The sequence below is a fragment of the Actinacidiphila epipremni genome (genome assembly GCF_012034175.1).
GTDB lineage: Bacteria > Actinomycetota > Actinomycetes > Streptomycetales > Streptomycetaceae > Actinacidiphila > Actinacidiphila epipremni.
In genome coordinates, this window is the sequence record NZ_JAATEJ010000015.1 from 92,870 (window position 1) to 106,846 (window position 13,977).

Annotated in this window: 12 protein-coding genes; 7 read left to right on the forward strand and 5 right to left on the reverse strand. The window is 74.9% G+C overall.

Annotated features, from left to right (window positions below):
• Positions 1 to 48 precede the first annotated feature (48 nt).
• Positions 49 to 786: an SDR family oxidoreductase gene (locus HCN08_RS18945; protein WP_167984322.1), complete on the forward strand. Its 738-nt coding sequence runs from the start codon at positions 49 to 51 to the stop codon at positions 784 to 786.
• A gap of 7 nt (positions 787 to 793) precedes the next feature.
• On the opposite strand, the gene HCN08_RS18950 is transcribed toward HCN08_RS18945, so the two are convergent.
• A complete protein-coding gene (locus HCN08_RS18950) occupies positions 794 to 1,219 on the reverse strand; it encodes an ATP-binding protein (protein ID WP_167984323.1) in 426 nt (141 codons plus the stop codon).
• 124 nt (positions 1,220 to 1,343) lie between these two features.
• Here HCN08_RS18950 and HCN08_RS18955 point away from each other — a divergent pair, with 124 nt between their 5' ends.
• From HCN08_RS18955 to HCN08_RS18965, 3 genes are read left to right on the forward strand one after another with little or no spacing between them, the layout of a single operon-like run.
• A complete protein-coding gene (locus tag HCN08_RS18955; RefSeq protein ID WP_322974542.1) occupies positions 1,344 to 2,204 on the forward strand; it encodes a helix-turn-helix domain-containing protein in 861 nt (286 codons plus the stop codon).
• Positions 2,161 to 2,376, forward strand: a complete 216-nt coding sequence (locus HCN08_RS18960) for a DUF397 domain-containing protein (protein WP_167984325.1) — start codon at positions 2,161 to 2,163, stop codon at positions 2,374 to 2,376. The genes HCN08_RS18955 and HCN08_RS18960 overlap by 44 nt, the downstream gene beginning before the upstream one ends.
• A gap of 23 nt (positions 2,377 to 2,399) precedes the next feature.
• Positions 2,400 to 2,618, forward strand: a complete 219-nt coding sequence (locus HCN08_RS18965; protein WP_167984326.1) for a DUF397 domain-containing protein — start codon at positions 2,400 to 2,402, stop codon at positions 2,616 to 2,618.
• A gap of 54 nt (positions 2,619 to 2,672) precedes the next feature.
• Here the strand turns inward: HCN08_RS18965 and HCN08_RS18970 are convergent, their stop codons facing one another.
• Positions 2,673 to 6,041, reverse strand: a complete 3,369-nt coding sequence (locus tag HCN08_RS18970) for a choice-of-anchor D domain-containing protein (RefSeq protein ID WP_167984327.1) — start codon at positions 6,039 to 6,041, stop codon at positions 2,673 to 2,675.
• Between the two features lie 213 nt (positions 6,042 to 6,254).
• Positions 6,255 to 7,136: an alpha/beta fold hydrolase gene (locus HCN08_RS18975; RefSeq protein WP_167984328.1), complete on the reverse strand. Its 882-nt coding sequence runs from the start codon at positions 7,134 to 7,136 to the stop codon at positions 6,255 to 6,257.
• 176 nt (positions 7,137 to 7,312) lie between these two features.
• Between HCN08_RS18975 and HCN08_RS18980 the strand changes: the two genes are divergently transcribed.
• A complete protein-coding gene (locus HCN08_RS18980) occupies positions 7,313 to 7,747 on the forward strand; it encodes a GNAT family N-acetyltransferase (protein WP_240970239.1) in 435 nt (144 codons plus the stop codon).
• 395 nt (positions 7,748 to 8,142) lie between these two features.
• On the opposite strand, the gene HCN08_RS18985 is transcribed toward HCN08_RS18980, so the two are convergent.
• Positions 8,143 to 10,083, reverse strand: coding sequence for a protein kinase family protein (locus tag HCN08_RS18985; protein ID WP_167984330.1), 1,941 nt, complete (start codon positions 10,081 to 10,083; stop codon positions 8,143 to 8,145).
• Between the two features lie 140 nt (positions 10,084 to 10,223).
• Positions 10,224 to 11,468, reverse strand: coding sequence for an MFS transporter (locus HCN08_RS18990; RefSeq protein WP_167984331.1), 1,245 nt, complete (start codon positions 11,466 to 11,468; stop codon positions 10,224 to 10,226).
• Positions 11,469 to 11,773: 305 nt separating this feature from the next.
• On the opposite strand from HCN08_RS18990, the gene HCN08_RS18995 reads away from it, so the two are divergent.
• The gene (locus HCN08_RS18995; protein WP_167984332.1) at positions 11,774 to 12,337 is read left to right on the forward strand and encodes a cysteine hydrolase family protein; all 564 of its coding nucleotides are present in this window, start codon (positions 11,774 to 11,776) and stop codon (positions 12,335 to 12,337) included.
• Positions 12,338 to 12,539: 202 nt separating this feature from the next.
• Positions 12,540 to 13,976, forward strand: coding sequence for a hypothetical protein (locus tag HCN08_RS19000; protein ID WP_167984333.1), 1,437 nt, complete (start codon positions 12,540 to 12,542; stop codon positions 13,974 to 13,976).
• The last annotated feature ends 1 nt before the right edge of the window (position 13,977 follow it).

The window sequence follows — 13,977 nt, forward strand, 5'->3', positions numbered from 1 at the left end:
CCCGATCGGTGTTGGATGCGCGGCGGCCCCACTGGCGACCATCGACGTATGAGCGAAACGAAGACCGCGCTGGTCACCGGCGCGAACAAGGGCATCGGGTACGAGATCGCGAAGGGCCTGGGCACGTTCGGCTTCCGGGTGGGCGTCGGGGCCCGCGACAAGGCCCGGCGCGAGTCCGCCGTCGAGAAGCTGCGCGCCGCCGGGGTCGACGCCTTCGGTGTGCCGCTGGACGTGACGGGCGACCGCAGCGTGGCCGACGCGGCGCAGTTGCTGGCCCGCGAGGCCGGGCGGCTGGACGTCCTGGTCAACAACGCGGGCATCTCCGGGGAGATGGGGCCGGGGTGGGTCCAGGACCCGACCACCCTGGACCTCGACCTGGTCCGCACGGTCGTCGAGACCAACGTCATCGGCGTCATCCGGGTGACCAACGCGATGCTGCCGCTGCTGCGCCGCTCGGCGGCACCCCGCATCGTCAACGTCTCCAGCGGGGTGGCTTCCCTGACCCGGCAGGCGGACCCGGCGATCGAGATCGGGCCCGTCATGGCGGCGTACGCGCCGTCGAAGACGTTCCTCAACGCGGTGACCGTGCAATACGCCCGGCAGCTCGCCGGTACGGGCGTGCTGGTCAACGCGGCGTGCCCCGGCCTGGTCGCGACGGACTTCACCGGCTTCCACGGCCCCCGCACCCCCGAGCAGGGCGCCGCCACGGCGATCCGCCTCGCCACCCTGCCCGACGGCGGCCCGACCGGCTCCTTCGCCGAGGACGCCGGCGCCATCCCCTGGTGACCCCACCTCAACCCAGGTGCGCCCACACGAGCTTGCCCACGCCCTGCCGGGAACTGACCCCCCACCGCCGGTCGGTGAGGGCGTCCACGAGGACGAGTCCGCGGCCGTACTCGTCCTCGTCGCCCGGCCTGCCCACGTGCGGGATGCGGTTGTTGGCGTCATGCACCTCGATCCGGACACCGGTCGCCGTCCGCTCGTACCGCGTCTCCACGAGCCGCCCGCGCGGCGACCTCGCATGCAGCACGGCGTTCGTCATGAGCTCACTCAGCACGAGCTCGGCACTCTCCGTGAGCTCCCCGAGCTTCCACTCCACGAGGGCCCCCCGTAGTTCGCGCCGCGCCCGCCCCACGGCCCGCGCCGTGAGCGGCCACTGACGCACGACCAGGGGCCGCCCGTCCTCGCCGGTGAGATGTTCATCGAAGGGGCTGTCCATGCGAAGTCCTCTGCGAAGTTTGCAGGCACGCTCTGTGCCTTTTCCCTCACAGCGTGACGTGGCCGAGGTTAGCCTTGACAGACGTTGCCCTCTCCACTGGGCATTGGAGGGACGGGAGTTTCGCGTGACCCGCAGCAAAGACCGTGACAAGCCGCTGACCCCGGCGGAGTTCCTGGGCCAGGAGATCCGCCGCCGCAGGGAGGCCCTGGGGCTGACGCAGGCAGAGCTGGGCGAGATGATCGTGATGTCGCCGCAGATGATCGCCCACTTCGAGGCGGGTCGCCGCAAGCCTCGGCTGGACGATGCGAAGCGCCTTGACCAGGCGCTGGGAACGGACGGCTGGTTCTACCGGCTGCGCAAGAACATGGACGCGCCCGGTATCGCGAGCAAGTTCGCCACGGTGCGTGAGCTGGAGCCGTTCGCGACGGTCATCCAGTCCTACGGCTCGGCGCTGATTCCGGGGCTGCTTCAGACCGTGGACTATGCGACGGCCGTCATGCGTGCGGGGCACGCCAACCCCGCTCTGGGCGGCACGGAGGAGCAGGTAGCCGCACGGCTGGAGCGCGCTCGGATCTTCGACGACCCGGACGGCCCGGACACTTGGTTCCTCGTGGACGAGCACGCGATCCGCCGCTGTGTCGCTGGTCCGGCGGCTATGGCTCGGCAACTACGGCACATCGCCGCGCTCGTGCGCCGAGGGCGCATCCGCTTCCACCTCCTCCCCTTCTCGGTAGGCGCACACGCCCTCCTGACGAGCATGGTGCTGATCTTGCGCTTTGCCGACGCGCCTCCGCTGGCATACGTTGAGGGCCTGAACGTGGGGCACGTTTTCGACGAGCCGGCACTGGTTAACGCATGTCAGCAGTCGTTCGACCTTGCCCTCGGCGACGCGCTGTCGGCGGACCAATCGCTGGCCTTGCTAGAGGAAGTAGCCGAAGACTATGAACGACAAGCCGGCCAACCTGACGACCGTTCAGTGGCGTAAGTCCAGCTACAGCGACTCAGAAGGCGGGGAGTGCGTCGAGGTCGCAGACGGCGTGCCCGGCGTCGTGCCGGTGCGGGACAGCAAGGACCCGCAGGGCCCGGCCCTGCTTTTTCCGCCGGAGGCGTGGGCAAGCTTCATCCGTGAGGTGAAGGCGGGCTGGTTTCCCGCCTGAGGCAACGGAACGGAGTGCGCGTCATGACCTCTTACGAACCCGGCGCCTTCGCGTCAACGACATGGCGTAAGTCCAGCTACAGCGGCGGGGACAACGGCGACTGCGTCGATGTCGCGGACGGCGTGCCCGGCGTCGTGCCGGTGCGGGACAGTAAGGACCCGCAAGGGCCCGCCCTGCTCTTCGCGGTGGAGGCGTGGCGGAGCTTCATCGCAGAGGTGAAGGGCGGGCGGCTCGGCGCCTGAGGGACGGCGGCGGGCGGCGGCGCGATGTGCGGCACCGCCCACCGGAGAGGGCGGTCAGATCAGGGAGTTGTAGGTGTTCCAGCCCGGGCCCACGGATGTGCGGGGCAGGAACGGGGACGCGGCGGAGCCGGTTGCCTGGTAGAGCCACAGCGTGCCGGAGGCGTCGCGGCCCACGAGGTCGGGGCGGGCGTCGCCGGTCACGTCGCCCGTGGCGGCGAGGGCCGTGAACATGTTCCAGCCCGGGCCGATCGTCGTACGGGCGGCGAAGGGCGCGGCGGCGGAGCCCGTGCCCTGGTAGAGCCACAGCGTGCCGGACGCGTCGCGGGCGACGAGGTCCGGCTTGCCGTCGCCCGTCAGGTCACCCGTGCCGACCAGGTTGGCGTACTGGTTCCAGCCGGGGCCGATCGTCGTACGGGCGGCGAAAGGCGCGGTGGCCGAGCCCGTGCCGGGGTAGAGCCACAGCGTGCCGGAGGCGTCGCGCGCGATGAGGTCGGCCCTGCCGTCGCCGGTCAGGTCACCCGTGCCGGTCAGCGTCGTGTACTGGCCCCAGCCCGTGCCGACCCACGCCTTCGGGGCGAACGGCGCCGCCGGGTCGCCCGTACCGGCATAGTACCAGAGCACGCCCGAGCCGTCGCGCGCGACCATCGTGCCGGTGCCGTCCGACATCTCGCGGCTCACGCTCGTCACGAGGTCGTACGCATTCCACGCCGGGCCGATCTGCGACCGCACCGACAGCGGCGTGGCGGCGACACCCGTGCCGTGGTACTGCCACAGCACCCCGCCGGTGTCCCGCGCCAGCAGCGTGCCCAGCTCCCCGGCCGGCGGCACGCCCGTGCCGGTCAGGGTCTCGAACTGCGCGCCCTGGCCCGCGTCGCCGGTCACCTCGTACGTCGCCGACTGGCTGCCGGTCGCGGTCGGGGAGAAGGTCACCGTCTGGCGCACGCTCTGCTCCGGGCCGATGACCAGGCCCTCGGCCAGCGGGTCGGAGCTGGTGAAGACGCCCGCCGGGGCCTTCGCCTTGGTCACCGTCACCGGCACATTGCCGGTGTTGGTGATCGTGAAGGACCGGGTGGACGACGAGCCCCGCACCACCGCACCGAAGTTCAGCGGCGACGGATTGAGCACCAGATGCCCCTGGCCGCTGATCGCGTTGCCGGACAGCGGGATCGCCAGCGCCCCGCTCGTGCTGCTCAGCGCGATCGACGACGTGTCGTCGCCCGTGGCGGTCGGCGTGTAGCCGACCTGGAGCACGATCGAGCCCTGCGCCGGGATCACCGTCGGGTCCGCCGGGTCCGCGCTCGGCAGGTTCGCCGCCGTGAAGGGGCCGGTGGGCGCGGTCACCGCGGTGATCGTCTCGGCCTGCGTCCCGGTGTTCGTCAGCTGGACGTTGGTCGTCGCCGTCGTGCCGGTCGGCTGGTCGTCGAAGGCCACCGCGGCCGGGAAGGCCGCCAGGCCCGGCTTCGTCCCGACGCCGTGCAGGCTCAGCGCGAAGCTGCCCGCGTCCGTGGTGACGGTGAGCGTGCCGCTCGCGCCCAGCACGCCGGTCGGCGTGAAGGTCACCGGCACCGTCAGGTGGCCGCCCGCCGGGATCGACGGCGGCAGCGCGGAGGTGTCGGCGGTGAAGGGGCCGTCCACGCTCACCCCGCGGATGCCCAGCGCCTTGGACGGGTTCTGGTTCTCCGTCAGCACGACGTCCGCGTGCGCGGAGGCGCCCACCGCCACCTGGCCGAACTCCGCGGGCCCGCCCTTGAGCGGGCTGCCCACCGGGTTGCCGAAGGCGTACACCTTGCCCTCGCGCGTGCCGATGAAGACCTGACCGCCGTCCGTCGCCGGGGTGGCGAACTTCGCCGCCGTGCCGACCGGCGCCGACCACACCAGCGGCAGCACGCCGTTCGCGTCCGGTACGGGGCTGTACGCGCGCAACTGCGCGTTGACGCCGGTCGGGCCGCCGGACCACACGACCCACACCAGGGCGCTGCCCGAGCGCGAGCCGTCCGAGGTCACCACGGGCGAGCCGCTGGTGTACGGGAAGGCGTCCTGGCTCGTGCCGGCCACCGCGAGCGCCGGGTCGCCCGCGCCCGTCACGCCGCGGTGCAGCGCGGTCAGGGAGCCGCCGTTGCCGACGAGGTAGACGTAGCCGCCGTCGCCGCCCCACACCGCGGGGTGGCCCCACTGGCCCTTGAGCGGGCCGGTGACGCCCACGGCGGCGTCCGTGCCGCCGGGGCCCTGCGCGCTGCCGCCGAGCCGGTCGCGGTCCAGCAGGAAGACCCGGCCGTCCTTGCCCTGCTGCACCATCAGGTGCGGGTGGGAGGGCGTGCCGAAGCTGTCCGGCAGGCCCACCGGGCCGCCGGAGCCGAGGTCGGTGTCCTGCTGGTCCAGCGCCGGGGCGTCGGACGGGCTGAAGAAGTCCGCCGCCTTCAGGCTGCGGTCGCCCTGCACCTGGAGCCGTACGACGGACTCCGCGAGGGTGCCGGGCGGGCTGGTGCCGGGGCCGGGCGCGGGGCTCACGCCGTTGCCGGTGGCCAGGAAGATCCGGCCGGGGCCGTCCGAGACCAGGCCGCCGCCGGACAGCCACACGCCCGCGCCGCTGTTGCTCGCGCCGGTCTCCGTCGCCCACATGGAGGTGATCGACGGGCTGGTGGTGCTGACGCCGACGACGTAACCGCGGTACGGCTGCGCGTCGCAGTGCCCGCCGAAGCCCGCGTAGACGACGCCGTCGAGCAGCAGCAGGCCCGGGCGCTGCATCTCGTACGCCGGGAGGAAGGGCTGCGACGGGTCGTCGGCCGGGGTGCCCTGGATCGTCACCGGGAAGCCGGACTTCTCCGCGCCGGTGACCGGGTCGAGGGCGTGCATGTACCAGTGCGGGTTGAGCGGGCCGGGCCCGTCGTTCACCTTGGTGGTGAGGTAGACCGCGCCGCTGGCCGGGTCGTAGACGGGGGTCGCGGTGCTGCCGACGGTCGGCGTCAGGTCGCCGCAGCCGAGCGCGGAGGCCGGCCAGGCGGGGCCGAAGCCGCGCTGCCACTGGATCGCGCCGGTCGCGCGGTCCAGGCCGTACGCCACGTTGTTCTCCGTCACGACGATGACGGTGCCGCCGACGACGACCGGCTGCGCGTAGATCTGCCCGTCGAGCTGCGCCGGCGCCTTCCAGAGCTGGCCGAAGGACGAGGAGCGCACGTCGGCGGGGCCGAGGCCGGGCTCGTTCTGGTCCCAGCCGGTGCGCAGGGTGTCGACCGAGCCGGTCGTCTCGCCGGCCCCGGCGGGGCTCGGGGCGCCGAGGCCGGCGCCGAGCAGGGCCGCGGTCAGCGCGGCGGTGACGGCGAGCGCGAGCCGGCTGCGCGGGCCGCGGGTCCCGGTTGCCTTGCCGGCTCTGCCTCCGGCCCGGCTTCTGGTGCCGCGTGCCGTGCTGCTCTTCGTGGTGCCCACTGCAACATCCCCCCTGGACATCGCCACGAATCCCCTCGTGCGGGGCCGCGGCCCCTGCCGCGGCCCGCGCATCACACCACACAAACGTTCCCTTCGCGCGGGGGAGTTGGGCGGGTACGGCACCCTTCGCCGTATGTGCGCGCATGCGGGCGGCATGCCCTTGCCCCACGGTCGCCGGGAGTTCACCGGGAGGGCGTTCGCCGTTCCCCCGGCTCAGGCGGTGTGGGCGGCGATCGCGCCGATGATCTCCGGCCACAGCTCGCGCGGACGGTCATGGCCCATGTCCGGCAGGAGCAGCAGCTTCGCGCCCGGGACCAGCTCCGCGGTCCGCTCGCCGCCGCTCGGCGTGATCAGCGTGTCGTCGAGGCCGTGCACGACCAGCGTCGGCACCTGGAGCTTGCGCAGGGCGTCGGCGCGCGAGCCGCCGAGCACCATCGCCCCGAACTGCCGCCCCACCCCGGCCGGGTGGTACGCCCGGTCGTAGCTCCTCGCGGCCAGGTCCCGCAGCGCGGCCGGGTCGCCGTACCGCCGCGAGGCCCACACCATGTCCCGTTCCGCCGCCGCGATGTGGCCCTCGCGGTCCGCCGGCCGGCCCTGGAACAGCACGGCCTGCGCCTCCGGCGTGGACCGCCCGTACTCCGGCTCCCCGGTCGAGGACATCATCGAGGTCAGCGTCAGCACCCGCTCCGGGCTGCCGAGCGCCATGACCTGCGCGATCATCCCGCCCATCGACGCGCCCACGACATGCGCCCGCCCGATCCCCAGGGCGCTCAGCAGCCCGAGCCCGTCCGCCGCCATGTCCTCCAGCCCGTACGGCACCATCGCCCGCGCGGCGGCGATGTCGCCCGACCGGACCGCCACGACGAACCGCCCGAGGTCCACCGGGTGGTCGTCGAACGTCGTCGACAGCCCGCAGTCCCGGTTGTCGTACCGCACGACGAACCGCCCCCGCCCCGCCAACTCCCGGCAGAAGTCCTCGTCCCAGGCGATCATCTGCGCCCCGAACCCCATGACGAGCAGGACGGCGGGGTCCTCGGGGTCCCCGAAGCAGTCGTAGGCGAGCTTCACCGCGGGCGACACGTCAGCAAGGGGCATGCCCCGGATCCTGCCAGGCCGGTACGTGCCCCCGCCACGCGGATTCGGCCGCGGGGCCGCCGTAGGCTCGGTGGCCCGGTGCGGGCCGGGGGCAGCGAGAGGAGAAGCCGGTGGCGGACGTTTGCGTGCGGGTCGCGGGGGAGGGCGACCGCGGGGCCGTGGAGCGGCTGTGGCTGATGTTCCGGCACGACATGTCGGAGGTCGAGGGGCGGCTGCCGGAGCCGGACGGGACGTTCCGCGACGAGCGGCTGCGGATGGCCTTCGGCGAGCCGGGGTGGGCGGCGTATCTGTTCGTGAGCGGCGACCGGCCGGCCGGGTTCGCCTTCGTACGGGGGCTGGGCGGGCCGGCGCGGGTGATGAACAGCTTCTTCGTGGTGCGCGGGGCCCGGCGGGCGGGGGTCGGCGCGCGGGCGGTACGGGAGGTGGTGGCGCGGCATCCGGGGGCGTGGGAGGTCCCGTTCCAGGAGGCGAACACCGGCGCGGCCCGCTTCTGGCGGCGCGTCGCCGCGGAGATCGCCGGCGACGCGTGGGCGCAGGAGCGCAGGGCCGTACCGGGGCGGGCGGACGTGCCGCCGGACGTGTGGATCTCCTTCGACACCCTGGCCGGATGATTCCGCTTCTCACGGCGTGGCCTGGTCACCTCCGGCCGCGGCGCCGGGGCCGGTATCCGGGAGGCGGACGTGGGAGTCGTAGAGCTGCCGCAGCAGGTGGTTGAGGTGCTCGCGGTCCCGGGGGCTCAGGGCGTGCAGGAACCGGTCCTGCTCGGCGTCCGCCGTGGCCGCGATCGTGTCGGTCAGGGCGTTTCCGGCGTGCGTGAGGGCGACGGTGCGGCGGCGGCGGTCGGTGTCGTGGGTGCGGCGCTCCCGACGCCCGGATCATCGCCGTCGACCTGCCCGGGATCGGCGAGTCGACGGGAGCGGTCCCCGGCGGATCGAAGGCCCGTCGCTGCCGGAAACCCTGGTCCAGGGGCACCAGGCCACGACTTCGCGTCTGCCGGGGGACGCGGTCAGGCCGGGTAGCTCGCCGGGGGGACGCGCCAGAGGTGGATCCTGGCGGCGTCGGCGGCGGCGAGGAGGGTGCCGTCGGGGGTGAAGGCGAGGGCGTGGACGGTGCCGGACTCGGCGGACCAGGAGGTGAGTTGCTCGGCCGTGGCCGTGTCCCGCAGGGTGACCGTACGGCCGGGGCCCGCGGCGGCGAGGGCGGTGCCGCCGGGGGCGAAGGCGAGGGCGTTGACGCGGGCGCCGGTGCCGGCCTCGGGCCAGGCGGGGAGCGGGGCGTGGGTCGCGGCGTCCCACAGGTACAGGCCCCGCTGCTTCGTACCCGCCGCGATCGTCCGGCCGTCGGGGCTGAACGCCACGGCCCGCACCTTGCTCTCCGTACCGGCCAGGGTCGCGGGCTTCTGCCCCGTGGCCAGGTCCCAGCGCTGGACGATCCGGCCGCCCGTGACGACGCTGCGGCCGTCCGGCGCGAAGGCGAGGGAGCGGATCCAGCCGTGGTGGCCGGCCAGTGACGCGGTGGCCGCGCCGGTCGCCGGGTCCCACAGCCGGATCACCTTGTCGTCGCCGCCCGTCGCGAGGACCCGGCCGTCGAGGCTGAAGGCGATCGCGCGGACCCAGTCGGTGTGGCCCTCCAGGACCGCGGTGCTGCGGCCCGTGGCGACGTCCCACAGCCGCACCTTGCGGTCGTAGCCGCCGCTGGCGAGGGTGCGGCCGTCCGGGCTGAACGCCACCGCGAGCACCCAGTTGCGGTGGCCGGCCAGCTCCGCGGCGACGGCGTGCGGGGACGTGAGATCCCACAGGCGGAGGCGCTTGCCCGCGCCGGCGGCGGCCAGGAGCGTGCCGTCGGGGCTGATGGCGAGGCTCTGGACCTCGTTGTCCGCCTCCAGGACGAAGGCGCCGGGCAGGCGGGGGGAGGCGCCGTACGCGGGGGCGGGCGCGACGGTGGACACGGCCGGCGCGCGGCCCGGGACCGCGTCCCGGGGGACGTCGAGCAGGGCGAGCGCCGCACGGGCGGTGGGCCGGCGCGCGGGGTCCCGCGCGAGCAGCGCGCCGAGCAGCGGCCCGAGCCGCCCGGCCCGGCGGGTCGCTACGGGCTCCCCGTACGCCGCCTGCCACTCGGCCGCCGGGCCGAACGGGGGCTCCCCCTCGACGGCCTGGTAGAGCGTCACCCCGAGCGCGAAGAGGTCCCCGGCAGCGCCGGGCTCGGGGGCGGCGGCGTCGGGCGCTTGCGCGGCGCCCGCGACGTGGCCGGCAGCGCCCGGTCCGGCCCACGGAAGAGCCTGCGGGCCGGCCGCGTTCCCCGCCGGCCCGGCGGCACCCGGCGCGCCCCGGGGCGCGTCCTGTACGGGGCCGGTGGCGCCGGGCGTCGCCCACGGAAGGGCCTGCGGGCCGGGTGCGTCCTGCCCATGGCCGCCGGTGGCGTCGGGGACGATCCAGGGGTCGGGCTGCGGGGCCGGGGGCCCGAAGTCCGTGAGGAAGACCTCGCCGGTCGCCGCCAGGAGCACGTTCGACGGCTTGACGTTGCCGTGGACGACGTCCGCCGCATATGCCGCGTCCAGCGCCGTGAGCAGCGCGCGGGCCACGTCGGCGGCGCGGTCGGCGGACAGCGGGCCGTGCGCCGCCAGGTGCTCGGCCAGCGAGCGGCCCTCGACGAGGTCCGTCACCGCCCAGGTGCCCGCGCCGTCCACGACCACGTCGTGGAGCGTGACCACATGCCGCTCCCCGCGCAGCCGCGCCGCCCCGCCCGCGAGCCGCACGGCCCGCGCCCGTACCTCCGCGGCGTCCGCCGCGCCCTGCGGCAGGCGCACCCGCTTGACGGCGACCTCGACCCTCAGCCACTCGTCGTACGCCCGCCACGCCCGCCCCCGCGCGTCCGCGCCGAGCCGCCCCGCCAGCCGGTACCGCCCGCCGACCAGCGTCCCCGCGCCCACTTCCGCTTCCGCTCCCACGCCCGCCCACCCCTCCCCTGCGCGCTGCCCGCGCCAGCAGCGTACGCAGCCCGGCGCCCCGGCCGCCGGGCCCGGCAAGGGCTGTGACCATCGCGGGACATTCCCGTGAAACCCGCGCCACGCAAAAGAGCCCCCTGCCCTCACCCCGCCGCCGGCTCCGTACGCGCCGGCCGGCGCCCGCCCACCCGCAGCACCCGCAGCCCCGCGCACGCCTGGAGCGCCATCGCCCCCGCCGCCACCGCGGTGAGCCCGAAGCCGCCGCGCGCCCCGAGCGCGTCGACCGCCCACCCGGCCACCCCGGCCGCCGCGGCCGACCCCGCGGCGCTCGCCGAGCCGAGCCAGGAGAACGTCTGCGTCAGGACGGACGGGTGCACGGACGACTCGGCCAGCACCGTGCAGACCACCAGCAGCGGCGGGATCACCGCACCGGTCAGCACCACGACCAGCCCGAGCCCGAACGGCGAGCCCACGGCCAGCAGAAGCAGCGTGCCGAGGGCCAACGCGCAGGTCGCCGCCACCAGTTGCACCGAAGGCGCGGTACGCCACCGGCGCAGCCCGTACAGCCAACCCGCCAGCAGCCCGCTGACGTTGGAGAGGGCGAAGACCGGCGCCGCGGCGCCCGGCGCCCCGTGCTCCACCGCGAAGGCGGTCACCGACACCTGCGTGGCCCCGAAGTAGACCCCGAGCGCGAGGTTGACGCCCATCAGGACCAGCACCGGGCCGCGCAGCGGCGAGCGCACCGTACGCGTGCCGGACCCGGCGGTGCCGTCGTGGCGCGGCGGCGGGGGAGCGCTGCCGCGCCGCGCGGCGAAGACGAAGCCGCCGGCCACCGACAGCGACGCGGCCAGCACCGTGCCGGCCATGGCGTGCCCGGCCGCGGCGAGCGCGCTGACCAGCGCCGGGCCCACGAGGTAGCCGACCGCGTTGCCCAGCGACTCCAGCGCGAAGGCGGCCGGCAGCTCCGCCGCCCGGTCGCCGCGCAGCAGCGCCGCCCAGCGCGCCGCGGACAGCGCCGCGAGCTGCGGCACGGTGGCGCCGACCAGCGCGCCGCCCGCCGCCATGAGCACGACGGGCGCGCCCGCGGCGACCAGGGACACCAGCGCGGCGACCGCGGCGGCGTGCGCGAGCAGCGCGGGCGGCAGCACCCGGGTCTGCCCGAACCGGTCCACGAGCCGCCCGGTCTGCGGCGCCACGACCGCGTCGGTCACCGCGAAGGCGCCGGTGACCAGGCCGGCCGAGCCGAAGCTCCCGGTCCGGCCGTGCACGAGCCACACGATGCTGATGCTCGTCATCGCGACGCCGACGCGTCCGACCGACACGGGCAGGAAGAAGGCCGCGACACCAGGGGTACGCAGCAGGGCACGGTAGTTGTTCGCCGAGGGCACGGCGGATCCGTTCCGCTGCCCGGCGGGACGGCCCACCTGGGTCGTCGGTGCCCTGGGAACCGACCCGTGGTCGCCGCCTGGAACCGTCCAGTGGTGGCGCGGAGAGGGGGCACGCGCCCCGCACCGACTCCATCACCGGGCAGAAATCCCGACCGGCCGGCGGCCGGTCATTCGGTGGTTGGTCAAGCGCCGCCATTGTCGGCCACCGGGGCGGCGATGTCCACGCCGGCGGCCCCGGGGCCGATTGTCAGTGCTGGGTCCTACAGTCGCAGGCAGGACGATCTTCGACCGTGCCGGGAGGCGCAATGACCACGCTGGACAACCGACCGAACACCGCGCTGCTCGTCGTCGACGTGCAGAACGGGGTGGTGGAAGGAGCACACGAGCGGGACGCGGTGGTGGCCAACATCGGCACGCTCGTGGACCGTGCGCGGGCGGCCGGCACCGCCGTCGTATGGGTGCAGCACAACGACGAGGAGCTGGTCGCCGGCGGCGAGAAATGGGCGTACGTCCCGGAGCTGAAGCGGCTGGAGTCCGAGCCGCTGGTGCAGAAGGAGTACGGCGACTCCTTCGAGGCGACGGAACTGGAGGACATCCTGGCCGCGCGCGGCATCGGCCGGCTCGTCGTCGCCGGCGCGCAGACCGACATGTGCATCCGCTCCACGCTGCACGGCGCCCTGGCCCGCGGCTACGACGCGACGCTGGTCGCCGACGCCCACACCACCGAGGACCTCTCGTCCTTCGGTGCCCCGCCGCCGGCCCTGGTCGTCGCCCACACGAACCTGTACTGGAAGTTCCAGACCGCGCCCGGCCGCACGGCCGGCATCGTCACGACGGAGGAGGCCGACTTCACGGCGCCGGCCGGATGAGCCCCGCCAGGGCGGAAGCCGATGGCCGAGACCGACGCCACCACATCACCGACACCACGAAATCACTGACGCCACGACCCCCACTCCCGTACCGTGGGTGCGCCGCCCGCGGCTCTGGTGCACCCCGGCCGTGGGCGGCGTGCTGAGCGCGGCCCCGGGCCGTGCCGTGCACGTGCCCCAAGGCCCGGGCGGAGGGTGTGACATGACGGAGCATCAGTCGTTGAGCCGGCGGCGCATGCTGCTTGCCGCGGGCGGGGCGGCGGCGCTGCCCGGGACGGGGCTCGCCGTGCTGGCCGCGAGCGGGACGGCGCGCGCGCAGGCGGCGCCGGCCGGGGAGCGGGCCGCCGTGCCGCCCACCGCGGACCTGCCGCTCATCGGCGGGACCGACTTCCCCATCGGCGCCTTCTGGCCGCCGCCGCCCACCCAGATCACCGTGGAGCGCTACCAGGAGATCGCGGACGCAGGCTTCACCTTCCTGCACAACGGCAACTACCTGTGGGACGCCACCGGCATCCGCTACGCCCTGGGCATCGCCCAGCAGGTGGGCCTGAAGATGCTCATCGCCGGCGACCCGCTGGAGGCGTCCCTCACCGGCAACTTCTGGATCGAGGACGACCCCAGCGGCAACCGCCCGCAGGTCAGCCCGTCCGACGCCGAGGTCTCGCTGCGCGCGGTCCTGAGCACCTACCAGGGCTACACCTCCTTCGCCGGCCTCAACCTCGTCGACGAGCCCGCCGCCAACCGCTTCACCACCCTCGCGGCCCTCGTCGACACCGTCCGCCGGATCAGCCCCACCGCGCTGCCGTACATCAACTTCCGCCGCCTGGGCCAGCCGTACGGCGCCTGGGGCACCCCCGGCATGGACGCGGCCACCTACGCGCGGTACGTGCAGGAAGGGCTCGACGCGATCACGCCCTCGCTGCTGTGCTACGACCGCTACCCGCTCTACCCGGACGGCGCCGACGACCCCGACTACTTCCAGAATTGGGCGATCGTGCGCGACGCGGGCCTGCGCGCGGGCATCCCCACCTGGATCTACATCCAGTCCCTCCAGTACGCGGGCCACCGGCTGCCGACCGCCGCCGAACTGGCCTGGCAGGTCAACATCAGCCTCGCCTACGGCGCCAAGGGCGTGCAGTACTTCACCTACTGGACCCCCGACCCCAGCCGCGGCACCGGCTTCGTGCCCGCGCAGGGCCTGCTCACCGTCGCCGGCGAGCGCACCCCGCTCTACGACGCCGCCAAGCAGCTCAACACCGGATGGCTGCGGCCGGCCGGCCGCGAACTCAAGCCCCTGGTCTCGGAGTCCGTGGTGCACGCCGGCGACACGCCGCTGCCCGCCGGCGCCACCGCCTTCGCCCCGGACGAGCGGATCGCCGCGGTCGCCGGCGGCCCCGTCGTGCTCGGCACCTTCGCCGCGCCCGCGCCGGGCGACCCCGCGACCCGCTGGCTGCTCGTCGCCAACCGCTCGCACGACGCCGCCGTCACCGCCCGCATCGCCCTGCGCCCGCACGCCGTCGCCGGCGTGGCCCGCTTCGACCCGGCGACGGCCGCGTACGAGCCGCCGCGCCGGCTGCCCTTCTTCTCCGTCTCCCTCCCGGCGGGCGGCGCGGCCCTCTACCGGCTGACGGGACACTGAC

What these genes read in the sequence shown, in the direction of transcription:
- HCN08_RS18965 (WP_167984326.1), top strand. Translation starts at nt 2,400, where the DNA reads ATGACCTCTTACGAACCCGGCGCCTTCGCGTCAACGACATGGCGTAAG.
- HCN08_RS18945 (WP_167984322.1), top strand. Translation starts at nt 49, where the DNA reads ATGAGCGAAACGAAGACCGCGCTGGTCACCGGCGCGAACAAGGGCATC.
- HCN08_RS18960 (WP_167984325.1), top strand. Translation starts at nt 2,161, where the DNA reads ATGAACGACAAGCCGGCCAACCTGACGACCGTTCAGTGGCGTAAGTCC.
- HCN08_RS18980 (WP_240970239.1), top strand. Translation starts at nt 7,313, where the DNA reads ATGTTCCGGCACGACATGTCGGAGGTCGAGGGGCGGCTGCCGGAGCCG.
- HCN08_RS18950 (WP_167984323.1), bottom strand. Translation starts at nt 1,219, where the DNA reads ATGGACAGCCCCTTCGATGAACATCTCACCGGCGAGGACGGGCGGCCC.
- HCN08_RS18995 (WP_167984332.1), top strand. Translation starts at nt 11,774, where the DNA reads ATGACCACGCTGGACAACCGACCGAACACCGCGCTGCTCGTCGTCGAC.
- HCN08_RS19000 (WP_167984333.1), top strand. Translation starts at nt 12,540, where the DNA reads ATGACGGAGCATCAGTCGTTGAGCCGGCGGCGCATGCTGCTTGCCGCG.
- HCN08_RS18975 (WP_167984328.1), bottom strand. Translation starts at nt 7,136, where the DNA reads ATGCCCCTTGCTGACGTGTCGCCCGCGGTGAAGCTCGCCTACGACTGC.